The following is a 25,985-nucleotide window of genomic DNA, read 5'->3' as shown; positions in this document are numbered from 1 at the left end:
ACGGAACGGAATCTCCGTTCCGTTCCAAAGTAGCATCCACGACGGCTACCGTGAAGGCATGCCTCCGGACCCGACCTCGCCGCCGCTCGCCGGTCGCAAGCGCGAAGCCCTCGCCAACGACCGCAACGTGCTGGTCGCAGCGCGCGAGGTCTTCTCCCTCCACGGTCCCGAGGCGACGATCGCGCAGGTCGCCGAGCGGGCAGGCGTCGGCGTCGGGACGGTCTACCGGCGCTACAGCACCAAGAACGCCCTGGTCCGCGCGCTGCACGTCGCGGCGATCGACGAGCTCGCGCAGATCGCGCGCGAGTGCGCCCACGAGGCCGGCACCGCGGAGGTCGCCGCGACGGGTGCCGTCGAGACCTTCCTGCGGCGGCACATCCTCGAGTCGTTCGGCCCGCTCATCATCTCCTCGGGCGAGCACCCGCCCGCGACGCCCGAGGTCGACACCGCGTCCGCCGCGCTGCACGGGGCGCTCGAGGAGCTCCTGGCGGTCGACCGCGAGGCCGGCCTCGTGCCGGCCACCCTCACCCCGGCGGACCTGATGCTGCTCATCACCCACCTGCGCCCGCCCCTCCCCCTGCCGCGCGAGCAGGCCGACGCCCTCCACCTGCGCTATCTCGGCGTGACGCTCGCCGGGCTCGCGCAGGCCGCCGCGTCAGCGGGTTCCCCGGCGACCGCCGCCTCCGAGGCCCTTCCCCCGGGCCCCTCGTGGGAGGACTGGCTCGCGATGTGGAGCGCGCGCGACACCGGGACCACCGCGGGAGACTGAGCCGCGACCCCGTCGACGAACAGCTCGACGGCCGCGTCTCCCCCGGCCGCCACGAGCCGCTCCGGGAGGTCGGCCAGGCCGTCGACCTGCTCGACGTGGCGAACGCCCGGCGGGACGCGCCCGGCGAGGACCGCGAGCGCCACCTCGGCCGCGACCAGCCCGGTGACCCTCCCCTGGCCCGACGCGACGAGCGATACCTGCGCCGCACGGTCGCCGTCGCAGGCCGTGGCGGCGAGCGCGAACCGGTCGCCGCCCACGCGCACGGCACCGAAGACCGCCGCGAGCGCGCGCCGCCCGCGCGCGCCGCGGAACGCACGCAGCACGCCCGAGCGCCGCGCCCCGAACAGCGCCGCCGTCAGCACGCGGGAGTCGAGCGCGAACCGGGTCGTCACCCGGGGCACGTCGAGCGTGCGGCGCAGGGCGTGCTGGTCGGAGAAGTCGAAGGGGTGGACCGTGCGCCGCCCGAGGGCGGGCAGCAGGACCTGGCGAGGACCGCCGTCGGGCCGTGGTCCGACCAGGCCGTCGACCGTCCAGCGGATCGCGTCCGCGCCGTGCGCCTCGCCCCCGCCGAGGACCACCGCGACGTCGATCTCCTGGGCACCGCCGACCAGGTCGTGCGCACGCCGGGCGAGCAGGTTCGTGAGCCCAGGTGCGACCCCCACGCTCAGCACGGCCGCGGCGCCCGCCTCGCGGGCGACCTCGTCGAGGAGCTCGGTCGCCTCGAGCTGGCCGCGGGACGCCGAGACGTCCACGAGCGACACGCCCCGCGCGAGGCACGCCCGGGCCACCCGGTCGTCGCCCGGTTCGACGGCCAGGACGACGAGGCCCACCCCGACGAGCGCCGCATCGAGGGTCGCGGGGTCCGCGAGGTCGACCCGTTCCGCTCGGGGCGAGCCGATCCGGCGCGCCGCCTCCTGCGCCGCGGCGAGGCTGCGCCCGGCGGGCACCACCCGGCCGGGGACGGCCTGGGCGAGCCGTGCGCACACGACCGAGCCCACCGCACCGTAGCCACCGATCACGAGCACGTCCCGTGCATTCACTAGAGTCATGCTCTAGTGAATATCACTGTAGTCTCACTACAGTCAATCGTCCCCGAGGAGTCCCCATGCCGCCCACCCGCGCCGAGAAGGCCCGCGCGACGCGCACCCGCATCCTCGACGCGGCGCACGAGCTCTTCGTCGAGAACGGCTGGACCCGCACCTCGGTCGACGACGTCGCCCGAGCCGCAGGCGTCGCGACACAGACGATCTACTACACGTTCGGCACCAAGCACGCGCTCTTCAAGGAGCTGCTCGACGTGCGCGTCGCGGGCGACCACGACGACGTCGCGACGCTCGACCGGCCCTGGGTGCACGAGGTGCTGGCCGAACCCGACCCCGCACGCCACCTCGCCCTGCACGCCGCCGGCGCCCGGGCCGTCCTGGACCGCGTCGCCCCGCTGCTGCGGGTGCTGCGCGACGCCGCGCCCGGCCTGCCCGCCCTGACCGACCTGTGGGCCGCGAACCAGGACCAGCGGCGGACCGTCGCCGCGACCCTGACCGCCGCGCTCGCCCGCAAGGCGACGCTCCGGACCAGCACCGAGGCCGCGGCCGACGTGACCCACACGCTGCTCGGCCCCGACACCTACGGGACGCTCGTGCTCGACCTGGGATGGTCCCCCCAGGCGTGGCAGGACTGGGCCGCCGACGCGCTCGCGCTCCAGCTCCTGGCGTCGTCCGACGCGTCGGGCACGGCGGGTCGGTGAGCGCCGCTGCCCGACCGCCGCACGGGAGCCGCCGGGCTCTCGGGCCACCGACGCTCCCCTGCTAGGGTCGACCGTATGAGCCACTCGTCGACCGTCATGATGCGCCCCACCCGGGGCCCTTCGTGATGCGCTGACCGCGCTCGTCACCACCCAAGGCCTCGCCGCAGCGAGGCCTTTCGTGTGTCCGGGCCCGGTGCGGTCGAGGCGTCCGTCGAGGCACCCGCCGAGGTGCCGCAGTCCCCGAGAGGACCCTGCGCCATGACCGTCCCGCCCGCACAGCCCACGCCGGCCGGCAGCACCGCACCGCCCGCCGGCCCCACCTTCTACGTCACGACCGCGATCCCCTACGTCAACGGCGACCCGCACCTGGGTCATGCGCTCGAGCTGGTCCAGACCGACGTCCTGGCTCGCCACGCACGCCTGCGCGGGCGGCCGACCCGCTTCCTGACCGGCACCGACGACCACGCCCTCAAGAACGTGAGCGCCGCCCGCGCTGCGGACCGTGAGGTCGGGGGGTTCGTCGCCGAGCGCGTCGAGGACTTCCGCGCCCTGCGCCCCGCGCTGTCGTTGTCCACGGACGACTTCCTGTCGACGTCGTCCGACCCTCGTCACCGGCCGGGCGTCGAGGCTCTGTGGCGTCGCTGCGCCGAGGCCGGCGACTTCCACCGACGCTCCTACGAGGGCCTGTACTGCGCGGGCTGCGAGCAGTTCTACACCCCCGACGAGCTCGACGCGTCGGGCCGCTGTCCGGAGCACGTGCCCCTGCCCGAGCGCGTCGTCGAGGAGAACTGGTTCTTCCGGCTGTCCCGCTACGGCGACCGCATCCGTGAGGAGATCGCGACGGGGCGCGTGCGCATCAACCCGGCCGCCAAGCGCAACGAGGTCCTCGCGTTCGTCGACGCCGGGCTCGAGGACTTCAGCGTCTCGCGGCCCGCAGCCCGTTCGGACGGGTGGGGCGTCCCCGTCCCGGGCGACCCCTCGCAGGTGGTGTACGTGTGGTGGGACGCGCTGACCAACTACGTCACCGCGCTGGGCTACGGCTCGGACCAGGCCGACCCGGGCGCCGCGGACGACTACCGCACCTGGTGGTCCGGCGGCGACGAGCGCGTGCACGTGATCGGCAAGGGCATCACACGTTTCCACGCGGTGTACTGGCTCGCGCTCCTGCTCTCGGCGGGCGAGCCGCTGCCCACCACGATCCACGTGCACGACTACGTCACGGCCGGTGGCGCCAAGCTCGCCAAGTCCGCGGGCACCGCGGTGCACCCCGTCGGGCTCGTGGACGCCTACGGCACCGACGCGCTGCGCTGGTGGTTCGCGCGCGAGGTCCCGCTCCTGGGCGATGCCGAGTTCACGACCGAGCGCCTCGTCGCGCGGCACGACGACGAGCTGGCCCACGGCGTGGGCAACCTGGTCAACCGCACGCTCACGCTCGTGCACCGGTTCCGGGACGGCGTCGTACCCGCGCTCCCCCGCACCCGGGCGAGCGCACCCGGCGAGCTGGGCTCCGCCGTCGGGCAGGTCGCCCCTGCCGTGGACGCGGCCCTCGCGGACGCGGACCTGCGGACCGCGACCGGGGCCGTGTGGCGCATCGTCGACGCGGCCAACCGGTACGTCAACGCCGAGAAGCCGTGGGAGCTCGCAGCCCGCGAGTGCGCCGGGGACACGGACGCGGGTGGACGACTGGACGAGGTGCTCGCGCGGCTCGTCGAGGCGTGCCGGGTCGTGGCGGCCGAGCTCTCGCCGTTCGTGCCCGACGGCGCCGCGCGGCTCCGCGAGCAGCTCTTCCCGGCCGCGGCGGCAGGTGGGCAGGGGGTCGGCGACGACCGGGTCGGCACCCCCGACCCGGTCTTCCCGCGCCTGGGCTGACCCGCTTCCCGCTGGGTGCGGAGCCGCCCAGGCGCGGCACGCCGGGGCGCACGACACCTGCTCCGCACTCAGCAGACGGCTACCGCAGCGCCGGTGCGTGCGCCTCCAGGAACCGGTAGACCTCGGTCTGGTCCACCCCGGGGAACGCCCCCACGGGCATCGCGGCGAGCATGCTCGCGTGGGGGCGCGCGCTGGGCCACGACTGGTCGCCCCAGCGCTCGGTCAGGGCCACGGGCGGTCGCCGGCAGCACGACTCGTCGGGACAGCGCGAGACCGTTCGCTCGCTCGTCTCGCGCCCCCGGAACCACTTGACGTGCGCGAACGGCACGCCCACGCTCACCGAGAACTGGCCGTCGTCGGAGTCCTGGACGCGCGACGTGCACCAGTAGGTGCCGGTCGGGGTGTCGGTGTACTGGCTGAACGGGCTCAACCTGTCCTCGACCGCGAACACCGTGCGCGCGGTCCAGTTGCGGCACACGTACTGGCCCTCGACCGCGCCGAGGGGGTCCGCGGGGAAGCGCACGCCGTCGTTCTCGTAGGCCTTGTGGATGATCCCGGACTCGTGGATCTTCATGAAGTGCACCCCGATGCCCAGGTGCGTCGTGGCGAGGTTCGTGAACCGGTGGGCCGCGGTCTCGTAGGAGACCGAGAACGCGTCGCGCAGGTCTTCGACCGAGATCTCGCGGGCGTCCTTGGCCTCCTTGAGGAGCTTGACCGCGTCCCGCTCGGGCAGCAGCAGCGCGGCCGAGAGGTAGTTGGCCTCGACGCGCTGGCGCAGGAACTCGGCGTAGTCGCGCGGTTCGTGGTGGCCCAGGACGTGCGACGCGAGCGCCTGGAGCAGGGCCGAGCGCGGGTCGCTCGACGCGCGCGTGCCCGTGCTCGGCAGGTACACGCGGTGGTGGCGCAGGTCGATGACCGAGCGGGTCGAGTGCGGCAGGTCGTGCACGTAGTGCAGCGAGAAGCCCAGGTGCGTCGCGAGGTCCGCGGCCACGCGCTGCGACATGGGACCGCGGGCGTGCCCGACGCCGTCGAGCAGCTCGCGCGCGGTGGTCTCGAGCTCGGGGAAGTGGTTGTCCTGGGCTCGCATGGTCGCGCGGAGCTCGGTGTTCGCGCGGCGCGCCTCCTCGGGGGTCGCGGCCCGCTCGGTGTGCAGGCGCTCGAGCTCTCGCTGGAGCCCCACGATGGCCTCGAGCGCGTCGCTCGGGAGCGACTTGCCGACCCGCACCGCGCCCAGCCCGAGCGAGGCGAACAGCGGCCCGCGCTGCGCACGCTCGAGCTCGATCTCGAGGGCCGCCCGGCGCGTGGGCGGCTCGGCCGAGAGCAGGTCCTCGACGCTCGCGCCGAGCGCGCGTGCGATGGCCTGGAGCTGCGAGAACTTGGGTTCGCGTCGCCCGTTCTCGATCACGGACACCTGCGAGGGTGCCCGCCCGATCGCGGCTCCCAGGTCGTCGAGCGTCATGCCCTTCTCGGTGCGCAGGTGCCGGATGCGGCGGCCGATCGTCAGGGCGTCGGCCTCGTCCTCGACGGCCAGCGTGCCGCCGAGGAGGCCGCGGTTCTCGCGGGGCGGCGCAGCGATCTTCTGCGCCGGGCCGGGTTCAGTTGCCATGACTGAGGGTGACACACGTCACTCCTTGCGCACAACAGAAGAACTCGACTTCTTCTACGAAAGAAGTCCTTGTGGACCCCTTGCGCGGCGAAGGAAGGTCGTTCCACGGCCATCGCTCACCCCGAGCGGCGACCGGAACGAGTACCACCGCACGCAACGAAGCTCTGGAGGCACCCCGTGACCACCCCGCCCATCATCAGCCGTCGCTCCGAGAACGAGTACGCCACGCCCCGCCCGGCGTCCGCGGCCTCCCGGACCGAGGCCGTCACGGCCCCCGTCTCATCCTCTGTCAGCTCCCCGGCACGGGCCGGCGACCAGCGCCAGTCCGCGGCCGACCTCGCGCTCTCCTGGTCGACCGACCCTCGCTGGGCCGACGTCCAGCGCGACTACACGGCCGAGGACGTCGTCGCCCTGCGCGGCTCGGTGCGCGAGGAGCGCACCCTGGCCCGTCGCGGCGCCGAGAAGCTGTGGGACCTCATCCACACCGAGGAGTGGGTCGCCGCGCTCGGCGCCATGACCGGCAACCAGGCCGTGCAGCAGGTGCGTGCGGGCCTCAAGGCCATCTACCTCTCCGGCTGGCAGGTCGCGGCCGACGCCAACCTGTCGGGACAGACCTACCCGGACCAGTCGCTCTACCCCGCGAACTCGGTCCCGGCCGTCGTGCGCCGCATCAACAACGCGCTCCTGCGCGCCGACCAGATCGAGACCGCTGAATCGGACCTCGGGACGCCCGAACGCGACTGGATCGCCCCCATCGTCGCCGACGCCGAGGCCGGCTTCGGCGGCGCCCTGAACTCCTACGAGCTCATGCACTCGATGATCGAGGCCGGCGCGGCGGGCGTGCACTGGGAGGACCAGCTCGCGTCCGAGAAGAAGTGCGGCCACCTGGGCGGCAAGGTCCTCATCCCGACCTCGCAGCACATCCGCACCCTGAACGCGGCCCGCCTCGCCGCCGACGTCGCGGGCGTCCCGACCGTCATCATCGCCCGCACCGACGCGCTCGCCGCCGACCTCATCACGTCCGACGTCGACCCCCGCGACCAGGAGTTCCTCACGGGCGAGCGCACCGCCGAGGGCTTCTACCGGACGCGTCCGGGCGTCGACACGGTCATCTCGCGCGGCCTGGCCTACGCCCCGTACGCCGACCTCATCTGGGTCGAGACGGGCGAGCCGGACCTCGAGCTGGCCCGCCGGTTCGCCGAGACCATCCACGCGCAGTTCCCCGACAAGAAGCTCGCGTACAACTGCTCGCCGTCGTTCAACTGGAAGAAGCACCTCGACGACGCCCAGATCGCGAGCTTCCAGAAGGAGCTCGCCGCGATGGGCTACGCGTTCCAGTTCATCACCCTGGCCGGCTTCCACGCCGTGTCCCACTCCATGTTCGAGCTCGCCCGCGGGTACAACGACCGCGCGATGAGCGCCTACGTCGAGCTGCAGGAGGCCGAGTTCGCCTCCGAGGTCGACGGCTACACGGCCACCCGCCACCAGCGGGAGGTCGGCACCGGCTACTTCGACCGGGTCGCCACGGCTCTCAACCCCGACAGCGCCACCCTCGCGCTCGCCGGGTCCACCGAGACCGCCCAGTTCCACTAAGCCTTGCCCGCCTCGCCGAGGGAGAGGTCTCGCGTCGAGGTAGAGGGCTCCAGCCCTCTACCTCGACCACTCCCCTCTACCTCGCGGCACAGACCATCGGAGCCCGCCATGACCAGCACCCTCACGACCCACTCGTCCGGCCCGACGACGTCACGCACCTCGTCCGACCGGCCCACCTCGTCCGGTCAGCACCCCGGCCACCACCAGGGGCGCGACGACGACGCGCGGCGCGCGACGCCGTCGGGCACCCTGGACGTCACCGGACACCTGGGCTCGCGCTACCGCGAGATCCTGACCCCCGAAGCCCTGGACTTCCTCACCGCGCTGCACGACCGCTTCCTGGCCGCCCGTCACGGGCTGCTCATGGACCGCCAGCAGCGCCGCCAGGACGTGGCCGACGGGATCGACCCCGACTTCCGCGCCGCGACCCGGCCCGTGCGCGACGACCCGTCGTGGCGCGTCGCCGGCTCGCACGGAGCCCCCGGCCTCGAGGACCGGCGCGTCGAGATCACCGGCCCGACCGATCCCAAGATGGCGATCAACGCCCTCAACTCGAGCGCCAAGGTGTGGCTCGCCGACCAGGAGGACGCGTCGTCGCCCACGTGGCGCAACGTGATCGAGGGCCAGCTCGCGCTGCACGACGCGATCCGCGGCACGCTCGCGTTCACGTCCCCCGAGGGCAGAGAGTACGCGCTGCGCTCGACCGAGCTGACCGACCTGCCGACCATCGTGTTCCGGCCCCGCGGCTGGCACCTGATCGAGAAGCACCTGCGCTACGTCGACCGCGCGGGCGTGGCGGTCTCGGCCTCGGCGTCGCTCGTGGACTTCGGGCTGTACTTCTTCCACAACGCACGCGAGCTCGTCGAGCGCGGCCGCGGACCGTACTTCTACCTGCCCAAGCTCGAGGGCTACCGCGAGGCGCGGGTCTGGAACGACGTGTTCGTGTTCGCGCAGGAGTACCTGGGGATCGAGCAGGGCACGATCCGCGCGACCGTGCTCGTCGAGACCCTGCCCGCCGCGTTCGAGATGGAGGAGATCCTCCACGAGCTGCGCGACCACTGCGCGGGGCTCAACGCGGGCCGCTGGGACTACCTGTTCTCGGTCATCAAGTCGTTCCGCACGCGCGGCGACCAGTACGTCCTGCCCGACCGCTCGCAGGTGCCCATGACCGCCCCGTTCATGCGGGCCTACACCGAGCTCCTCGTCGCGACGTGCCACAGGCGCGGGGCGCACGCGATCGGCGGCATGAGCGCGTTCATCCCCGACCGCCGCCGGCCCGACGTGACCGAGAAGGCGTTCGAGCAGGTCCGCGCGGACAAGCGGCGCGAGGCCGGCGACGGGTTCGACGGCACCTGGGTCGCGCACCCCGACCTCATCCCCGCGGCGCGTGCCGAGTTCGACGCCGTGCTGGGCGACCAGCCGCACCAGGTCTCGCGGCTGCGCGACGACGTGAGCGTGGGGCAGCACGAGCTGCTCGACATCGGGTCGGTGCGCCGTGCGGGCGCGACGGTCACCGCGGCCGGGCTGCGGTCCAACGTCTCGGTGGGCGTGCGGTACATCGAGTCGTGGCTGCGCGGCGTGGGCGCCGCGGCGATCGACCACCTCATGGAGGACGCCGCGACGGCCGAGATCTCCCGCTCGCAGGTGTGGCAGTGGATCGCGTCCGGGACCCGTACCGAGAACGGCGTGCCCATCACGCGGGCCCGCGTCGAGGCGCTGCTCGCCGAGGTCGTCGACGACCTGCCGCGCGGGGAGGGCAACCGGGTCGACGAGGCCGCGCACGTGTTCCGTGCCGTCGCGCTCGCCGAGGACTTCCCGACGTTCCTGACCATCGGGGCGTACTCGCAGTTCCTGGTCGGGTCGGCCGTGGACGGGCCGCGCGAGGGCTGACCACCTGAGCGCGGGCCGGTGCCTGCGGGGGCTGGGCGGCTGGGGACCCGCGGGTGCCGAGTGCCCGCGGGTGCCGAGTGCCCGCGGGTGCCGAGTGCCCGCGGGTGCCGAGAACGAGGTTGTGGTCGTTATCGAGGGGATAGCGACCACAACCTCGTTCTCGTGTGCGCGGAACCTCGTGCTCGGCACCACCAGCACCAGGACCCGACCCTGCCCGACCCGGCCCAGGCCCAGACCCAGACCCAGCCCCAGACCCAGACCCAGACCCAGACCCAGACCCAGACGGCAGTCACGCTCGTTCCGGGCACCACGGGCGCCAGCCTCCGCCGGTCGACCCTCCGACGTCCTGGCCTGCACGGATACCCCTGGCGCGCAGCCACCCCCAGGTGGGATGATCCGGGCGCGCGGCGCGCGAGCTGCCGAGCGACACCCTTCCCGGACCCGCCGGTCCCGTCGCACCGTGGAGCACCCGTGAGTGACCTGTTCGCCCCGCCCTCGTCCCCGCACCCCGAGTCCGGAGCCGGCACGCCCGCCGGGCCCGTACCGCCAGCACAGCAACCGCCGACGACGCAGCTACCGCCGACCTCGGCACCGGCACCGCAGCAGCCGCCGGCCCTGGTCCCCCCAGCCGCCCCCGCTCCGCCGAGCATCTCCGCTCAGCCTCCGGCGAGCGCACGGACCACCACCCACCCGGACGTCGCCCCGGGCATCCCCCCGTCGGGCAGCAGCCCGTACCCCGGGCAGGTATCACCCCTCTCGGCCGCACCGGGGGCGCCCAACCCGTACGGTCCCCCGCGCCCGCATACCCCGAGTCACGGAGCCGCGGGCTTCCCGGCGGACGGGACGGCCAGGACGCCGGGCCCCTCGCGCGTCCTGGTCGGGGTGCTCGCGGGGGTCGCCGGCCTGCTGATCGGGGGCGTCGGCGCGACCGCGGTGACCCTGGCCGTGGTGGCGGGCAACGAGCTCTTCGCCGACGCTGCGGCCGAGCCGTGGTCTGCCGGTCCGGCCCCCGACGAGGAGGAGGCGTGGGACGGGCACGGCGACGACCAGGTCGCGGGCGAGGACGGCGGGACGTTCGACGACCCGTGGGCGCTCGAGGGCGAGGTGTACACCGACGAGTGGTCGGTCCTGCTCGAGATCCCGCACGAGGCGACCGCCGAGATCCTCGCGCACAACGACGTCAACGTGTCCCCGGCCGACGGCATGGAGTACTGGATCGTCCCGGTCGACGCGATGTACCTCGGGCCGTCGAGCACGGTGACGGCCCACGGGTCGATCGACCTCTGGTTCGTCGACCGGGACGGCAACGAGTACACGGAAGGCTGCGGCGACGTCCCCGACTCCCTCGTCGGCACGGGCCTGATCGGCACCGACGACTCGGCCCAGGGCAACGTCTGTCTCGAGGTCCCCGCAGGGGCGGACGGCCTGTGGGTCCTCGCGGTCGACGACTACATGCCGGTCCACCTGTCCACCGACGTGGCGATCACCGAGTCCTGAGGCACCGCGCTCCTCGAGGGCCGGGCGTCACCACGCGAGCGCGTCGCGCAGCTTGTCCTCGAGCCGTGCCGACAGGGCCAGGTCGTCGCGCACCGCGGTGCGCTCGGCCACGGCGCGGCGCGGGCTGCTCGTGATGATGCCGTCGACGCCGCTGCGGAGCTGGGCCCGCATCGCGGCCGGGTCGTTGACGGTCCACACGTAGACGTCGATCCCGGCCGCACGCGCCTCGGCCCGCACGCGCGTGGTGTCCGACGACTGCTCGATCGCGACGAAGTCGACGGGCAGGACCCCGAGCGGGCCGCGCAGGAACGGGACGACGTACCCGACCGCGATCTCCGGGCCGAGCGCGTGCACCTCGTCGGCCTGCTCGGGGTAGATCGACTGGACCAGGTAGTCGTCCGCGACGCCGTGCGCCCGCAGGAGCGCGACGACGTCCGCGACGAACGTCGGTGTCTCGTGGCCGTGCGCCTTGAGCTCGACCAGGAGCGGCACGTCGAGCTCCTGGGCGCGCTCGACGAACTCCTCGAGCGACGGGATGGTCGCCTCGAACCCGCCCTGGCGGATCGTCGTCGAGGTCAGCTCGTCGAGAGTCATGGTGTGCACGGCGCGGTCGGAGCCCGCGAGGCGCCGCAGGGTCAGGTCGTGGAAGACGACGAGCCCGCCGTCAGCGGCCTGGAGGACGTCGAGCTCGACGTAGTCCGCGCCGAGCGCCGCGGCGGACTCGAGCGACGCGATCGAGTTCTCGACGCCCCCGCCCGGGTCGCCGCGGTGCGCGATCACCGCGCCGGGCTCCTCGCGCGCGAGGGTCGTCATGGCGCGGGTGTTGGCCGCGGTGACCGCGACGAGCACCAGCACGGCCGCCAGCCCGACGGCGGCGCGCACCCCGCGCGGCCGGCTCGCCCACCCGCTCCCGAGGACGGGCGGCACCTGCCCGGGCGACGAGGCGTCGCCGACGGGAGCTGCGCCGTCGGGCAGCGACTCGCGCCGCTCCCCCGCGACCACGACCACGACCTGCGTGAGCAGCGCGGCGACGAAGCCCACGAGCACGAACCCGACCACCTGCACGACCGTGAGCGTCACGCCCGCGACGATCGGCGCGGCACTGGGCGCGGCCAGGTCGGCGACGCGCGTGGGGACCAGCGCGAGCATCACGATGCCCGCCGCGACCACGACCACGCCGAGCGCGACCACCGCGAACGTGCCCAGGAGGCGCGGCCAGAGCCCGCGCGTCGCCCGCCAGCTCGCGGCCATGGCACCGGACACCGAGGCGTCGGACGTGAGCAGGAACGCGAGCGTCAGGACCAGTCGCAGGTTCAGGAACAGCACGCCTGCGAGGAACGCGAGGTAGACGTAGACGCCGCCGTCGAACTTGAGGAGCTCCCCGACGACGAACTCCGGGATCGCGATGCCGCGCACCAGGAACGCCGCGGTCCCGAAGTTGCCCACCGGCACGAGCACGAAGAAGTAGCCCACGAACAGCAGGAGCTGGGGGCCGAGGAGCTTGCGGCTCGTGCGCGCGAGGTCGGCGCCCACGGCCCGCACCGAGACGGGCTCGCCCGCGCGCAGCCGGGCGCCGATCGCGAGGAACGCGCCCTGCTGGCACAGGACCACGACCGACGCGACGAGCGCCACGACCAGCAGGAGGAGCACCGCGACCGGGCTCGACAGGACGCGCAGCACGTTGAAGTGCGTGAGCGCGCCGGCGCCCGCGGCCGCGAGCGCCATGTCGAACAGCCACACCATGAGCGGGACCGCGACGAGCGCCGCCGCGCCCTGCAGGAGCAGGACCGCCCCGAGGTACGTCGGCAGGTGCGCGCGGACCGTGCGCGCGGCGGGTCCGAGCAGCGCGGTGCGCTGCGGTCGGTCGCGGGCAGAGCGCCGCGCGGCGTCGCCGTCGGGACGCGGCATGCCCGAGCGGGCCGGGGAAGTGCGGGGGGCGGTCGGACGGGCGGCTGGTGGCACGAGCGAAGCCTACGGTCGCGTGGGAGGGCCGTTCGTACCGCGCACCACCTGCGCGGGCGAGTTCACCCGGGCGACGTGTAGGTGATGCGCGTGGCTGGGAGCCCGGCGGTTGGGACGCCCTGCGCCCGGACCCCGCCGGGGCCGCCCTCGCCCGCGCCCACGACGAGCTCAGCGACGGTCGTGAGGACGATCAGCGGGAGCAGCAGCGGCAGCGCGACGAAGCCGGTCGCGGCCGCGCCGAGCAGGCTCCCGACGGCGCCGGGCACCCACCGTGGACGGGGCCTGTCCGGGGCGGGTCGGCTCTCGACGCCGAGCAGCACGGCCTGGACGAGCAGCGCGGCGGCCGCGCCCCCTGCGACGGTCCCGGCGCCCAGGACCCACGGCGTCCCGGCTCCGGCGGCGCCCAGGCAGAGCGCCGCGAGCCCCGCGACCACGGACAGCAGGAACGTGATCGCGAGACCGAGGTGCCCGAAGAGCCGGACCGCAGCCCACATGAGCAGGCGACGCACAGGGCCCGTCCCCGACTGGCGCAGCGTCTCGCGGAAGAGGTGGTCGGCGTCTCGGCGGGCCGCTCGACGAGCGCTCGCCGGGGCGTCGGACGTGGCGAGCTCCCGCGAGGCCGCGTCGTGCAGGATCGCCGGGAGCGTCTGGCGGCCGTAGCTCGCGATCACGCCCCACAGCGGCATGGGTACCGACGCGAGGTCGGTCACGAGTCCCGCGGGCACGGTCTGCTCGACGCTCGCGCGCCGCCAGACCGGGCCGTCCGCCGTCTGCTCGTCGGCGGGCCGCGAGCTGTGGCCGAACGCGGTGAGGACCTCGAACCACACCTTCCAGCGGCCCGTCACGGGGAGCTGGCGCAGGTCGACCGTCGTGGCTGTGGTCCACCGGTCGGGGTCGCCCGGGAGCGGGGCGAGGAAGGGCACGGCGCTCCCTCAGCCGGCGGGGACGAGCGCCGGGGCGTCGGGCGCAGGTGGCGCCACCTCGTTCGTCACGCCGTACGGCACCAGGACGCTCGCGACCTCGCGCGCCACGGGGTCGAGGTGCCCGCGCTGGTCGTCGAAGAAGATGTGCGGCCGCAGGACGCGCAGCACGCGGCCCTTGTCCGCGCCGCCCAGGAAGAACGCGTCGTTGACCGTGACGCCCCACGAGCGCAACGTGTTGACGGCCCGCTCGTGCGAGGGCGCGCTGCGGGCCGTGACGATCGAGACGCGCACGCGGGGCCTGTAGCCCGGGTCCTCGGCGACCCGTTGCTCCTCGCGTCGCTGGATGGTGCTCAGCGCGCGCAGGAACGGGAGGATCGGTCCGGCGTGGTGCTCGGTGATCTTGCGCGCGCTCTCGTACTGGTGGAACTGCTCGAGCCCGCCCGACTGGAAGATGCGCTCGGCGCTGTCGTCGGCGAGCACGCCGTCGAAGTCGAACGCCACGCGCAGCTCGCCGACCTCGGCGTCGGCGGTGCTCTCTTCGGAGATGTCGGCGGTCGCGTCGCCCATCACGGCCACCCCGGTCGCCATGGCCGCCTCGACCGTCTGGACCGCCGGCTCCACCGTGACCGGTGCGTCGCCCGGGGCGACGCGAGCGTGGGGCGTGCGCTGCGCCGTCGGGCCGGACGAGGCGCCCTGCCCGACGGCGGCGCTCCCCAGGACCTGCCCGGCCGGGTGTCCCAGCGTGGTCGCCGTGCGCACGTCGCCCGCGTCGCCCGAGAGGAACAGCGAGATGTTGAGCGCGGGGATGTACGCGTAGGGCGCGACGCCCTGCGTGAAGATCGCCCGGCTGATGGGCAGCCCGTGGGCCGCGACCGAGCTCATGACGCGCAGGCCCGTGGACGGGTCGTTCTTGGACAGGATGAAGACCTCGACCAGCGGGTCGCCCGCGGCGGGAGACAGGTCGTTGAGGCTCAGGAGCCGCTGGACGAACTCGAACGCGACACCGGGCCGGAGCATGCGGTCGCGGTACCTGTCCTGGTAGGCGCGGTAGGCGTCGATGCCCTGCTCGTCGAAGACGCGTTGGGACGTCGAGAGGTCGAACAGCGCGCTCGAGGCGACGCCGACGACGAGCCGGTGGTCGAGGTCGTAGGGCGGCACGGGCGCTCCTTCGGGACGGGCGGGGCAGGCTGGGCAGGCGGGAGCAATCGGGGCGCGCGGCGCGTCGGGCGGGTTCAGGCAGGCTCGGGCGGGCGGCGCACCTGGTCGTGCGGGTGGCGGCGCGAGTACCGCTTCACGCACTCCTTGCACATCGGCATGGTCGGGAGGCGCTCGGCCTCGCGCGGGGTCATCTCGCCGATGACCTTGGCCCCGCACAGCCCCCGGTCGGGGTGCACGATGTGGCCCCACTCGGACTCCCACCGGTAGCCGAACCGGTAGGGCGGGCGCACCTGGAACTCGCGCACCTGCGGGGCCGAGCGCAGGACCGCGGCCTTGTCGAGCGTCTCCTCGCCGTACCCCTGCGGCTGGCGCTGGCACACGTGCCGCACCCGGAACGGCATGGTCGGCGAGTACGCGAGCTGCGTCCCGGGCACGGCCCCCCGGTTCGACGTCAGGAACCAGCGCACCTCGTCCCCCGCGTGCGCGCTGCGGACCTCGTCGAGCGCGAAGGCCCGACGACGGCCGTCGTAGCACGGCAGCCACTGGACGTCGGCGCCGCACTGCTCGCAGCGACCGACCCGTACGCCCGTCACGCGAGCGGGCTCGGGGTCTGGACGTGCATGCTGCCTCCGGCGGGTGATCGGTACGGGCGGACCGATGACACCCTACGTCCCGCCCACCACCCCGGCCGTCTACCCCGTGACCGCGAAGAACCCGTGCGCGCCGCGCTCGGCGTCGATCATGGCGTGGGTCACGAACGGGTAGCGCCCCGCCTCGGGGAACGCGAGCTCGACGAAGCCTCCCTGCGCGACCGCGAGCCCCAGCACCTGCGACCCGCCTGCCTCGGCGTTGCCGGGACGCAGCCGGTAGGCGCCCTCGCTGAACACCGTGTCGAACTGGCCGCCCACGACATGGAACGCCGTCCCCCGGTTGGGGCCCGCCGCGAGCACCCACACGCGCACGCGCTCGCCCACCCGGGCCGGGAGCGGCGCCGCGTCGTACTGGTTGGCGTAGCCGTTGAAGGCCACGACGTCGGGATCACCCGTCGCGAGCCGGTCCATGTCGACCTCGCCACCCTGCTGCCCGAGGTAGTACTCGGACTGGACGAGCAGGTACTCGCGGTCGACCGCGGGCAGGTCCGGCGGGTCGATCACGACCGCGCCGAACATGCCGTTCGCGATGTGCGCGGACATGGGCATGGTCGAGCAGTGGTACATCCACACCCCGGACATGGTCGCCGTGAACGTGTAGGTGAGCTCCTCGCCCGGCGCGATCGTGCGCATGGGCCGGTCGGGGGCGAGCGCCCCGGCGTGGAAGTCGATCGAGTGCCCGATCGTGCCGTCGTTGACCAGCGTGATCTCGAAGCGGTCGCCGACCTTGCCGCGCAGCGTCGGACCGGGGGCCGTGCCGCCGAACGTCCACAGCGTCTGCGTCACCCCGGGCGCGACCTCGGTCACGAGCTCGGAGACGGCGAGCCGCACGCGGTGCACGGTCTCGGCGCTCGCGGGCGCGAGCTCGGCCGGGTGCGCCGTGAAATCGTCGCCCGGGGTCGCCATGAAGTCCAGGTCCGTCGCGGCGCTCGGGGCGCCCGACGCGTCGTCCCCACCACCCGGGCCGTGGTCCATGCCGGCCATGCCGTCGTGCCCGGCCTCGCTGTCGCTGCCGGCGCCGGCGCCGTCAGGTTCGGCACCGCCGTCGGCCAGGCTCGTCCCGCCCACAGAACCGCCCACCGGCTCGATCGTCAGCACCATGCCCATCTGCCGGTGGCCCACGATGCTGCACCACCCGTCGACCGTGCGGCCCACTACCCCCACCTCGAACGTCTCGGTCGTCCCCGGGGCGAGCCGCCCGCTCGTCGCGCCCGTGTCGAGCACGAGGTCGTGGACCGTGGAGTCGGTGTTGGTCACCACGAGCACCAGGGTGTCCCCGGCAGGCACCTCGATCGTCGCGGGGAAGAAGCGCATGTCGCGGGCCTCGACCTCGACGGTCGTCGTGCGCCCCGTGGGCACGACGGCACCCGACGCACCGGCCTCGGTCGGCGAGGCTCCCGTCCCGGTGCCGAGCGCGGCCGGGTCCAGGGCCACCCCGCCCGCGGCGACCAGGAGCAGGACGCTCAGCGCGGCCACGGCCAGCCCCTTGCGACGCGGTCCGGTCACGGCCTCCACGGGAGGCCCCTGGCGGGCGTCTCCGGACCGCGCGCGCAGGTCCTGCCCCAGGGCGTGGGCCGCCGCGACGTCCTCGGCGGTCGGTGGCACGAACGGCGTGCGCCGGGCACGGCGGTGGACGCGCAGGGCCCCGACGAGCAGCGGGAGGAAGGCCACGAGCGCGCCGAGCGCGATCAGCGACGCGAGCACGTGCACCAGGCTCGGCGCGGGCAGGACGAAGAGCGCGAGCGCTCCGTCGAACAGCACGACCCGCAGCACGGCCCCGCGTTCGAGCACGGCCGTGGTCGAGCGCACGGCCGCGGGACCGCCGCCCAGGACCACGGGCACCAGGTAGGTCAGCGCCCCGAGCAGGACCTGGGCCGCGAAGCCCGCGACGAGCGGCACGGTCACGATCCCGACCCGTGCGGCCGCTGTCTCCCACGTCCCGCTCAGCGCCAGGACGCCGACCAGCGTCGCGAGCGACCCCACCAGCCAGGCCAGCGCGCAGGCCGCCGACCACGTCGCGAAGGTCGCGGGCGGACGCCGTCGGGCCGCCGTGACCATGGGCCGCACCGAGACACCGATGCCCGCGAGGTACGTCGCCAACCCCACGGCCGCGACGGGCGGCGAGGCCGCCAGGACCGCGGCGACCCCGCCCGCGAGGCCGACCAGCATGAGGGCGAGCGTCGTGCGCGCGGCGCGGGGAGCGTCGTCGGCCATCTTCGTCCGCAGCATGGTCGGCCACAGCGTCATGAGCGTGCCCATGACCGTGAGGCCCACGAAGCCCAGCAGGTTGAAGCCCGCGTGCGCGAGCACGACCCGCGTGTGCCACCCCTCGTCGAGGCCGCGCGCGAGCGTCGCACCGAGGCCCGCCCCGAACGGCAGGAGCCAGGCCGCCGCGACGTAGAAGCCCACGCAGATCGCGAAGCGGGCCGCGAGCGCCTGCCGTGACTGGAGCCACAGGGCTGTGCCGTGGGCTGCGACCGCGACGCCCACGCCGACGGCCCCCACGAGCGTCACGACCCACGTCGCCGTGACCATCCCCGCGACCGTCGCGGCGACCGCGCCGTTGAGCAGCACCAGGCGCGCGACCTGCCAGCGCCGCGAGGCGGGCGTGATCCGGCGGCGCAGGAGCGCGTCGGTGAAGTGCTGGCTCCACACGCAGATCGCGTTGGTCACCGCGCCGAGCAGCAGCAGGTGCACGAGCAGCCAGGGCGACGCGGGGATCCACCGGTGGCCCACGGCGACGACCACGGTCGCCACGAGCCAGGCGACCACGGGGGCGTTGGCGCGCAGGTGCCAGGCGGAGCGGTCGGTCAGGGGCCTCAGGGGCGCGGGAGGCGCAGCCGGGGACAGGTCGAGCTTCACGGAGCGGTCTCCTCGAGCAGGGACGGTGCAGGCCCGACGGCGGAGCGCGGCCGCGTCCCGGGCGCGGGCGCGACGCGCGCGCGGATCCCGACCCCGAGCATGAGCACCACGAACGCGAGCAGCGCGACCACGTTGAACACTCCCCCGACCTGGTGGGCCACGGGCAGGTCCCGGGCGTCGCCCAGCCCCAGGCGGACCAGCAGGCCCAGGTGCAGGAGGACCGCCGGCCCGTACATCAGGGGCGTGTACGGCAGCCGCACGCGCAGCACCGCGGGCAGGATCACGGGCGCGTGGGCCATGATCATCGAGATCGTGAAGCCCAGGAAGACCGCGTGGATCACGGCGTCGTACCCGGGCCCCGTGACCTGGCGCCCGGCGAGGAGCCAGATCGCTCCGGCGACCGCGAGCCACGCGTACGCCGCGAGCAGGCACGCCGCCATGTAGCGCGCGAGCCCCGTCGAGCGGATGGTGCGCCGGGCGACGTCGTGCACCGCGAGCCAGCCGCACAGCACCAGGACGGCCGCACCCAGCAGGACGTGGCCGGCAGCGGGCCACAGCAGGGTCGCCACGCACCCCACCGCGAGCGCCCAGCAGACCCACAGGATCAGGCCCGCGCCCCGGCCGAGGAACACGATCCGGGCGAGCTCGAGCCGCTCGCCCGCGATCGTGGTCACCACGAAGCACGCGAGCCACGGCAGCACGTCGGCGACGCCCACGCCGCCGAGCCACAGGAGCGCCCCGCCCGTCGCGAGCAGCGCGCCGACGAGCTGCACGAGGACCGCGTCGTCGTGCTGGCGCCGCCACAGCGGGACGTAGACCAGGCACAGCGCGCCGCAGCCCGCGACGAGGAGCACCTGGCCCACGGCGAGCGGGGCCGGGCTGAGCAGAGCCAGCGCGCCTGCCCCCAGCAGCCCCGGGGCCGCGAAGCCCCACCGCGTGCGCAGCGCGACGGCGCGCTCGAGCGCGATCACCGTGCCGACGAAGCCCAGGACGAGCAGCACGCCGTGGATCTGGGGCAGGCGCTCGGTCGTGAGCGGGGCCGGCAGGCCGAGCAGCAGGAGCGCCGCGTCGAGCCCCGCGAGGAGCGCGAGGCCGGCCGGCAGCACGAAGACGACGCGGCGCATCAGCGGTGCGAGCTGTCGGCGTGGCCGGGGGTGCTGGTGGCCTCGGCCTCCGGCATGGTCCGGTCCGGGGTCCCTTCCGGGGGTCCGTCCGCGGGGCGCAGGTGCAGGCGGCACGCGCCCGGCTCGGCGAAGGGCAGCAGCGACGTCCCCTCGCGAGGAGCCCCCAGCCGCTCGAGCGCCCCCTGCGCCAGGCCGAGGTGCACCGCGCACACGACCTCGGGGTTGCGGTACGCGGCCTCGAGCAGAGGGCAGCGGGTCAGCGCTACCGAGGCCGCGTCGTCGTCGGCCCGAGGGGCGAACCCCAGGCGGTCCAGCAGGTCGACGACCTCGTGACGCGCGGCGCTCGCGGCGTCGTCGGCACCTCGGCTGGGTCTCCCCTTCTCGGGGGCCGCTGGACCGTCGCCCGCGCTGCCCGGGTGCCCGACGACGTCGGGTCCCCCGCTGGGCTCCCGGCGTGCGTCCGGCGCGCTCTCCCCGCGCCCTGTGCCACCCACGCCCGCAGGGTGCGAGGCGCCGTCGGGAACCGTGCCCGGACCCGAGGGGGGCTCGACGTCCCCGACGAGCTCCGCGCCCCAGGCGCGGCCCGCGGCGAGCGCGTCGCCCACGGGGTCGGCGCTCGACCGGGCGATCTGGGCCGCGAGCGCCGACGCCAGGCCCGCGTACTCGGCGGCGCCCGCCGTCGTCGGCGACTCCGTGACCGCGGCGTAGAGCCGGGCCGGGCGGCCCCGGCCGTGCGCCGGGGCGCTCTCGCTCGTCGCGAGTCCCGCCTCGACCAGGCCCTCGAGGTGCTCGCGCACGGTGTTGGTGTGCTGGTCGAGCGCGGTCGCGACCGAGCTGACCGAGCAGGGCTCGGGCTGGGACGCGAGGACGTCGAGGACCGCGAGCCGGGCCTTCGAGAGCCGCGCCGGGCGGACCGCGCGCCGCACGAGCGGAGGGCCGTACCCGGGGCACGGGGGCGCGGGGTGCTCTGCCCGTCCAGCAGGCTGCGTATTTTCCACGGAATAAAGTGTACTAATGTTTGGCGCGTTGGAGAACCACTCCCACCGCTCCCGGAGGTCTCACGTCATGAGCAGCATCGTCCTGGCCACGTCGGCCGAAGACTCACGCGCCGTCGAGGCCGTCGTCGCCCACCACACCGAGATGAACGGGACCCTCGGGCTGCTCGTCGAGGCGCTGGTCCAGGCCGTCGAGTCCGGCACCGCCACGACCGTCGCCCACCGCCGACTCGTGGACTGGACGCGGACCGACCTGCTGCCGCACGCGCTCGCCGAGGAAGCCGCGATGTACCCCCACGCGCACCGCGACGAGCACGCCCGGCTCCTGGTCGACGCGATGATCGCCGAGCACGGGGTGATCGGCGAGCTGGTCGACGCCCTCGACCGCGCGACCACCCCCGTCCGCGCCGCAGCCCACGCCCGCGCGCTCCAGGTGCTCTTCGAGACCCACATGACCAAGGAGAACGAGCAGATCCTGCCGCTGCTCGCCCTGTCCTCCGACGTCTCGCTCGCCGACGTCCTCGACGGGATGCACGAGCTGCTCGGCGGGCACTCCCACGGGGAAGGCGGGGAGGCCGGGGAGGCTGCGGCGGGTGCCGAGCCGGGCGGCGCCTGCGGCTGCGGCGGCGGTGCCGGGGGCTGCGGTGGCGCCTCGGAGGGGGCGACCGCGGCGGCCATGGGCGATGCCCCCGCCGAACCCGCGGGCCACTCGTGCGGCTGCGGCGGGCACGACGACGCCGGCAACCTCCCGGTGCTCGACGCCCGCGCGGTGCCGCACGCGATCCGGCACGCGACCATCTTCGGGGCGCTCGAGGGCGTCGCGCCCGGCTCGGGCATGGTGCTCCTCGCCCCGCACGACCCGCTGCCGCTCCTGGCGCAGGTCGACGCCCGGTGGCCGGGCACGTTCACGGTCGACTACCTCGAGCGCGGGCCCGAGACCTGGGCGCTGGCCTTCACGCGCTGACGTCAGCTTGGTTGTCAGAAGCGCACCGGGGTATGCCCCGGTGTGCTTCTGACAGCTTGGCTGGCCGTGTCGACCCGGTAGCCTCTGCACGGGAAGAGGCAGCCGCGCCGGGAGCGTCCGGCCCTCGCACCACGGTCGACGCCACGCACCCACGCGCGGATGACGGCACCGCAGCCGAGGAGGACATCGTGACCCACCAGCCTGGTTGGTACCGCGACCCGTACGCCCCGCAGCGGGTGCGCTGGTTCGACGGGCAGCAGTGGACTCAGCACTCGCAGCCTGTCCAGGCCTCGCCGTCTCCACCTTCCCGGAAGCTGAGCACGGGTTCGATCGTGCTGATCGTGGTGGGCGTGATCCTGCTCCTGTGCGCGATCGCCGTGATCGTCGCCGGTTTCGCCTTCGTGGCGTACATGATCCAGGGGGTCGTCTGCGGAGAGAGCCCGCACTACTGCACGTGACCGGGAGGTCGTCGTCGACGCCCCGAAGAGCGAGATGGATCCGGCTCCCCTCTCGCACCGACCGCGATCAAGACGAGCAGCGATCGAGATGCGGCCAAGGGGGGTTCACGGTGGCGTGACGGCCCCCGTTGGCCGCATCTCGAAGTAGCCGGGTGGGGCGAGCCGAGCTTCTTCACGGCTCGCTGACCGCGAGGCTCGACGGGACCCGACAGGGGCCCTGTCTCGCCGAGCACGAGGTTGTGGTCGTTCCGGGCACCGAGACGACCACGACCTCGTGCTCGGCGACCGACCGGGCCGCGCCTGGCAACCGACCCGCACGGGTGGCCCCCGCAGGGCCGCAGTGCCACGATCGGTCTCATGGTCGCGAATGGCGAGGGATGGACCGAGGGAACCGTCGACGTCGAGGGGCACCCCGTGTTTTACCGGCGCAGCGCCGACGTCCCTGACGCCCTGCCGATCGTCCACGTGCACGGCTTCGCGATCTCCGGCTCGTACCTCATGCCCACGGCCCGGGTGCTCGCCGCGCGGGCCACGAACGTCGTCCCCGACCTGCCGGGATACGGCAAGAGCGAACGGTGGGACTACACGCTCGGGATCCCTGCCCTCGCGCACGCGCTCGTCAAGATCCTCGATGCCCTCGGGCTCGAGAAGGTGGTCCTGGTCGGCAACTCGATGGGCTGCCCCATCAGCCTCGAGGTCGCCCACAGCGCTCCGGACCGGGTCGAGCGCATCGTGCTCGTGTCCCCTGCCGGGGGTGTGCACAACCAGGGCCTCGGGCGGGCCATCCGGCAGCTCGCAGCCGACGGTCCGCGCGAGAGCCGGCAGATGGCGCGCGTGGCGGTCCCGGACTACGTGAAGTTCGGGCCGATCAACACGTTCCACCTGTTCAGCGAGCTGACCCGGTTCCCCTCGCTCGAGCGCATCATCACCTCGTCCGTGCCCACGCTCGCGGTCATCGGCAGCAGGGACCCGCTCATGCCGCCGCCTGCGCGCGTGCGGGAGGTGGGACGCCTCGCGGGCGACAACACCACGGTCGCCCTCATCGAGGGGGCCGCGCACGCGATCAACTTCAGCCACCCCGGTGAGCTCGCGCACGTGATCGGGTCCTGGTTGGACGGCGTCGAGATCGTCGACGACCCGGACTCCCCCGGCCTGACCCGCGTCCTGCAGCTCCCCCGCGACTGACCGCCCGCGGAAAGCCCTACGCCCCGACGATCCGTTCGAGCAGCAGCGCGTGCAGCCGGGGGTCGGCGAGCGGGCGGAAGTGGCCGGGGGTGTCGAGCACGACGTCCTGCGCGCCGTCGAGGAAGCTGCCCGCGGGGATGTGCGGATCCCACCGGCTGTGCACCGAGGTGATGCGCTCGTTCACGGCCCGCTCGGCGGACAGCGCCACGATCGTCGCGTCGTTCGGGATGAACGCGCGGACCGCGGGCGCGACGAACCAGCGCGCGTAGGCCGAGCCGGCGAAGGGCGTGTTGATCGCGATCATCGACGCGATCCGGTCGTCGGGGTCGTCGCGCACCATCGCGAGCTTGCCGATGAGCCCGCCCTTGCTGTGCGCGACGACGACCACGTCCCGCAGGTCGTGCTCGCGGACGTAGCGGCCGAGGACGGCGGCCCCGGTGGCGACGGGCCGGCGGTTGTCGCCGAGCTCGGGGAGCACGTGGACGGCCACGCCGTGCTCGTGCAGCAGGGTGGCGAGCGGCAGGAGGAAGTGCCACGACTCGTACACGCCCGGGACGAGCACGACGGGCGGACCGACCGGCTGTGCCGGGGCGCGCAGGTCGTCGGGGTCCACCCGGGACGTGATGCCCGCGGCCTGCCAACGGAGCACGCTGGCGTAGTCGAGCACGCGCCACCAGGTGCGTCGCAGGCTCAAGCTCGGACGCACCCCCTCGACTCCGCTCCCACCCCGCACGGCTCTCCCGTCGTCGTCACGTCAGGTCACCGTCGACGTCGGCGGCCCCACCCGATCCTGACGCCTCAGGTGCCGAAGCGCGCGTTCGTCGGCACGACCTGCTTGCCCAGAGGCAGGAGCGAGACGGGGATCATCTTGAGGTTGGCGATGCCCATGGGGATGCCGATGATCGAGACGAACAGCGGGATCGAGGTGATCACGTGCCCGATCGCGAGCCAGATCCCGGCGAAGATCACCCAGATCACGTTGCCGATCGTGGAGAACGCGCCGGCCGTCGGCTTGTCGACCACCGTGCGCCCGAACGGCCACAGCGCGTAGCCGGCGATGCGGAAGCTCGCGATCCCGAACGGGATGGTGATGATGAGGATGCAGCAGATGATGCCGGCCAGGACGTAGCCGAGCGCGAGCCAGAGGCCCGCGAAGATCAGCCAGATGACGTTGAGGATCGCGTTCATGCCCCGATTCTCCCCCAGCCCGGCCACCCGGAGGGGTCGGCCGCGCCACAGGACCTGCGCGGCCCGCGACCGCCCGGCTCGCCCCACCCCGGTGCGCCGCCCTCCCGGGGCGCGCGACGCCGTCGGGCAGGGCTCTCCCCGGCCCGGCGCGCGCCCGCCCGCCCGCCGAAAACTAGACTGCTCGCGTGTCCTCCCACCACTCCGCCCCCGGCAGCTCTCCTCTCGGCACGACCCCGACCATCGCCGACCGCTACGCCGCGGTCCGCGCGCGCATCGACGCCGCAGCCCTGGCCGCGGGCCGGACCCCGGAGGAGGTGCAGCTCCTCGTCGCGACCAAGACGCAGGACGCCGCGGCGGTCCGCGCGGTCGTCGCCGCGGGCGCGACGCTGATCGGCGAGAACCGCGTCCAGGAGCTCGTCGCCAAGGCCCCCGACCTCGCCGACCTGGTCGCGGACGGCTCCGTCCGGGTCCACATGATCGGGCACCTGCAGCGCAACAAGGTCAACCAGGTCCTGGCCACGGCCACGGGTGTCGAGTCGGTCGACTCGCTCGCGCTCGCCGAGGCCCTCGCGAGCCGCTGCGCGCGCGAGGGCCGCATGCTCGACGTCATGGTCCAGGTCAACGTGTCGGGCGAGGAGTCCAAGGCGGGGGTGGGGCCCGACGGCGCCGCGCACCTCTCCCGTCAGGTCGCCGCCCTGGAGGGTCTTCGCCTCACGGGGTTCATGACGATCGGGGCGAACTCCCCCGACACCGCGCTGGTGCGCGCCGGGTTCGAGCGGCTGCGCGAGATCCGTGACGAGGTGCTCGCGAGCGAGGCCCCGGGGACGGGAGAGGCGCGTGAGCTGTCGATGGGCATGAGCGGCGACCTCGAGGCGGCGATCGCCGAGGGCGCGACGATCGTGCGCGTGGGGACCGCGGTGTTCGGGGCACGTGCCGTCACCGCGCCCGTCGGTTGACGGGCCCGCGAGCCCGGCCGCCCGCGCGGCTGACCGGCCCGCACCCCCGGCCGTCCGTCCGTCAGGACTGCCGTCGATCCCGTCGACGGACGGGGCTGTTCACCACGACCGGTTGCCGCCATACTCGTCGTCGTCCTCGGACGCGCCTGCCCTGCCTGTGGGTCGGGCGCTCGGCCACGACGAACGGAAGACCATGGCCTCCACGCTCGACCTCCACACCTCCGCCCACCCGGACGCGGCGCGCGACATCGCCCACGCGACCCTCACCGAGGCGGGCGTCCGGCTCACCCCGACGGGCACGCACAGCGCCGACGGCGAGCGGGGCACCCGCTGGGTCACCCTGCTGTTCGGTGCGTTCGCGGGCAAGGCCAGCCAGCACCTGAAGATCCAGGTCAGCACGTTCGCGCTCGGCGACTCGGGCTCGATCGTGCGGGTCTCGCTCGTGAGCACGGGCATCGCGGCCGGTGCGATCGGCGCGGCACGGGCCCAGACGATCATCACCGAGCTCCAGGCGCAGGTCGCCGCGGCGCTGCCCGCTGCGGTCCCTGCGGCCGAGCCCCGGTAGGGACGACGGATCCCGGCGGTCGAGGTC

The 25,985-nt window shown here is 74.2% G+C and carries 21 protein-coding genes and 1 pseudogene; 11 read left to right on the top strand and 11 right to left on the bottom strand.

Annotated elements, in window-relative coordinates; all coding sequences use genetic code 11:
* Positions 1 to 58: 58 nt before the first annotated feature.
* Positions 59 to 253: pseudogene (locus tag ASE27_RS21055) on the top strand (helix-turn-helix domain-containing protein); the annotation flags it as partial.
* A 359-nt stretch (positions 254 to 612) separates the two neighbouring features.
* Here the strand turns inward: ASE27_RS21055 and ASE27_RS20020 are convergent.
* A complete protein-coding gene (locus tag ASE27_RS20020; RefSeq protein WP_082609163.1) occupies positions 613 to 1,818 on the bottom strand; it encodes a saccharopine dehydrogenase NADP-binding domain-containing protein in 1,206 nt (401 codons plus the stop codon).
* A gap of 56 nt (positions 1,819 to 1,874) precedes the next feature.
* Here ASE27_RS20020 and ASE27_RS19325 point away from each other — a divergent pair, with 56 nt between their 5' ends.
* Both ASE27_RS19325 and ASE27_RS19320 read left to right on the top strand, forming a co-directional pair.
* Positions 1,875 to 2,513, top strand: a complete 639-nt coding sequence (locus ASE27_RS19325) for a TetR/AcrR family transcriptional regulator (protein ID WP_056654530.1) — start codon at positions 1,875 to 1,877, stop codon at positions 2,511 to 2,513.
* Between the two features lie 258 nt (positions 2,514 to 2,771).
* Positions 2,772 to 4,382, top strand: a complete 1,611-nt coding sequence (locus tag ASE27_RS19320; protein WP_082609162.1) for a methionine--tRNA ligase — start codon at positions 2,772 to 2,774, stop codon at positions 4,380 to 4,382.
* Between the two features lie 79 nt (positions 4,383 to 4,461).
* Here the strand turns inward: ASE27_RS19320 and ASE27_RS19315 are convergent, their stop codons facing one another.
* Positions 4,462 to 5,988, bottom strand: coding sequence for a helix-turn-helix domain-containing protein (locus ASE27_RS19315; protein WP_082609161.1), 1,527 nt, complete (start codon positions 5,986 to 5,988; stop codon positions 4,462 to 4,464).
* 177 nt (positions 5,989 to 6,165) lie between these two features.
* Here ASE27_RS19315 and aceA point away from each other — a divergent pair, with 177 nt between their 5' ends.
* The 3 genes from aceA to ASE27_RS20400 all read left to right on the top strand — a co-directional run bounded on the left by aceA (position 6,166) and on the right by ASE27_RS20400 (position 10,968).
* A complete protein-coding gene (gene aceA, locus ASE27_RS19310) occupies positions 6,166 to 7,581 on the top strand; it encodes an isocitrate lyase (RefSeq protein WP_235535504.1) in 1,416 nt (471 codons plus the stop codon).
* 108 nt (positions 7,582 to 7,689) lie between these two features.
* A complete protein-coding gene (gene aceB, locus ASE27_RS19305) occupies positions 7,690 to 9,471 on the top strand; it encodes a malate synthase A (RefSeq protein WP_082609160.1) in 1,782 nt (593 codons plus the stop codon).
* A 471-nt stretch (positions 9,472 to 9,942) separates the two neighbouring features.
* Complete coding sequence (locus ASE27_RS20400; protein ID WP_157257728.1) at positions 9,943 to 10,968, top strand: hypothetical protein; 1,026 nt, start codon at positions 9,943 to 9,945, stop codon at positions 10,966 to 10,968.
* A 27-nt stretch (positions 10,969 to 10,995) separates the two neighbouring features.
* Here the strand turns inward: ASE27_RS20400 and ASE27_RS19295 are convergent, their stop codons facing one another.
* The 7 genes from ASE27_RS19295 to ASE27_RS19265 all read right to left on the bottom strand — a co-directional run bounded on the left by ASE27_RS19295 (position 10,996) and on the right by ASE27_RS19265 (position 20,645).
* The gene (locus ASE27_RS19295) at positions 10,996 to 12,930 is read right to left on the bottom strand and encodes a glycerophosphodiester phosphodiesterase (protein WP_157257726.1); all 1,935 of its coding nucleotides are present in this window, start codon (positions 12,928 to 12,930) and stop codon (positions 10,996 to 10,998) included.
* Positions 12,931 to 12,992: 62 nt separating this feature from the next.
* The gene (locus ASE27_RS20715; RefSeq protein ID WP_056654523.1) at positions 12,993 to 13,853 is read right to left on the bottom strand and encodes a DUF1353 domain-containing protein; all 861 of its coding nucleotides are present in this window, start codon (positions 13,851 to 13,853) and stop codon (positions 12,993 to 12,995) included.
* 9 nt (positions 13,854 to 13,862) lie between these two features.
* A complete protein-coding gene (locus ASE27_RS21050) occupies positions 13,863 to 15,011 on the bottom strand; it encodes a 5'-nucleotidase (RefSeq protein WP_056654521.1) in 1,149 nt (382 codons plus the stop codon).
* Between the two features lie 74 nt (positions 15,012 to 15,085).
* Positions 15,086 to 15,604, bottom strand: coding sequence for a hypothetical protein (locus ASE27_RS19280; RefSeq protein ID WP_056654519.1), 519 nt, complete (start codon positions 15,602 to 15,604; stop codon positions 15,086 to 15,088).
* Positions 15,605 to 15,703: 99 nt separating this feature from the next.
* Positions 15,704 to 18,523: a multicopper oxidase domain-containing protein gene (locus ASE27_RS19275; protein ID WP_235535503.1), complete on the bottom strand. Its 2,820-nt coding sequence runs from the start codon at positions 18,521 to 18,523 to the stop codon at positions 15,704 to 15,706.
* Positions 18,520 to 19,647: a hypothetical protein gene (locus ASE27_RS19270; protein ID WP_056654517.1), complete on the bottom strand. Its 1,128-nt coding sequence runs from the start codon at positions 19,645 to 19,647 to the stop codon at positions 18,520 to 18,522. Before ASE27_RS19270 ends, ASE27_RS19275 begins: the two co-directional genes overlap by 4 nt.
* The gene (locus ASE27_RS19265) at positions 19,647 to 20,645 is read right to left on the bottom strand and encodes a metalloregulator ArsR/SmtB family transcription factor (RefSeq protein ID WP_082609157.1); all 999 of its coding nucleotides are present in this window, start codon (positions 20,643 to 20,645) and stop codon (positions 19,647 to 19,649) included. The genes ASE27_RS19270 and ASE27_RS19265 overlap by 1 nt, the downstream gene beginning before the upstream one ends.
* Positions 20,646 to 20,712: 67 nt before the next feature.
* Here ASE27_RS19265 and ASE27_RS21225 point away from each other — a divergent pair, with 67 nt between their 5' ends.
* The 3 genes from ASE27_RS21225 to ASE27_RS19250 all read left to right on the top strand — a co-directional run bounded on the left by ASE27_RS21225 (position 20,713) and on the right by ASE27_RS19250 (position 23,249).
* Complete coding sequence (locus ASE27_RS21225) at positions 20,713 to 21,606, top strand: DUF2249 domain-containing protein (protein WP_056654511.1); 894 nt, start codon at positions 20,713 to 20,715, stop codon at positions 21,604 to 21,606.
* A gap of 188 nt (positions 21,607 to 21,794) precedes the next feature.
* Positions 21,795 to 22,064, top strand: coding sequence for a DUF2510 domain-containing protein (locus ASE27_RS20520; RefSeq protein ID WP_056654509.1), 270 nt, complete (start codon positions 21,795 to 21,797; stop codon positions 22,062 to 22,064).
* 357 nt (positions 22,065 to 22,421) lie between these two features.
* Positions 22,422 to 23,249 (top strand): alpha/beta fold hydrolase, encoded by an 828-nt coding sequence (locus ASE27_RS19250; protein WP_056654507.1) that lies wholly within the window; start codon positions 22,422 to 22,424, stop codon positions 23,247 to 23,249.
* 16 nt (positions 23,250 to 23,265) lie between these two features.
* Here ASE27_RS19250 and ASE27_RS19245 read toward each other — a convergent pair whose 3' ends face one another.
* Entirely contained in the window at positions 23,266 to 23,943 is a 678-nt protein-coding gene (locus tag ASE27_RS19245; protein WP_235535502.1) for an alpha/beta hydrolase, read from the bottom strand.
* A 104-nt stretch (positions 23,944 to 24,047) separates the two neighbouring features.
* On the bottom strand, positions 24,048 to 24,437 hold the full coding sequence (locus ASE27_RS19240; protein ID WP_056654502.1) for a YccF domain-containing protein: 390 nt from the start codon (positions 24,435 to 24,437) through the stop codon (positions 24,048 to 24,050).
* 185 nt (positions 24,438 to 24,622) lie between these two features.
* On the opposite strand from ASE27_RS19240, the gene ASE27_RS19235 reads away from it, so the two are divergent.
* Together ASE27_RS19235 and ASE27_RS19230 are read left to right on the top strand one after the other, a co-directional pair.
* Positions 24,623 to 25,393: a YggS family pyridoxal phosphate-dependent enzyme gene (locus ASE27_RS19235; protein ID WP_082609155.1), complete on the top strand. Its 771-nt coding sequence runs from the start codon at positions 24,623 to 24,625 to the stop codon at positions 25,391 to 25,393.
* Positions 25,394 to 25,586: 193 nt separating this feature from the next.
* Positions 25,587 to 25,958 (top strand): hypothetical protein, encoded by a 372-nt coding sequence (locus tag ASE27_RS19230; protein ID WP_056654500.1) that lies wholly within the window; start codon positions 25,587 to 25,589, stop codon positions 25,956 to 25,958.
* Positions 25,959 to 25,985 lie beyond the last annotated feature (27 nt).

It is taken from the genome of Oerskovia sp. Root918, from assembly GCF_001428945.1.
Taxonomy (GTDB): domain Bacteria; phylum Actinomycetota; class Actinomycetes; order Actinomycetales; family Cellulomonadaceae; genus Oerskovia; species Oerskovia enterophila.
The sequence above is the reverse complement of the archived record's forward strand: the minus strand, read 5'-3'. Positions and strand labels throughout refer to the sequence as shown.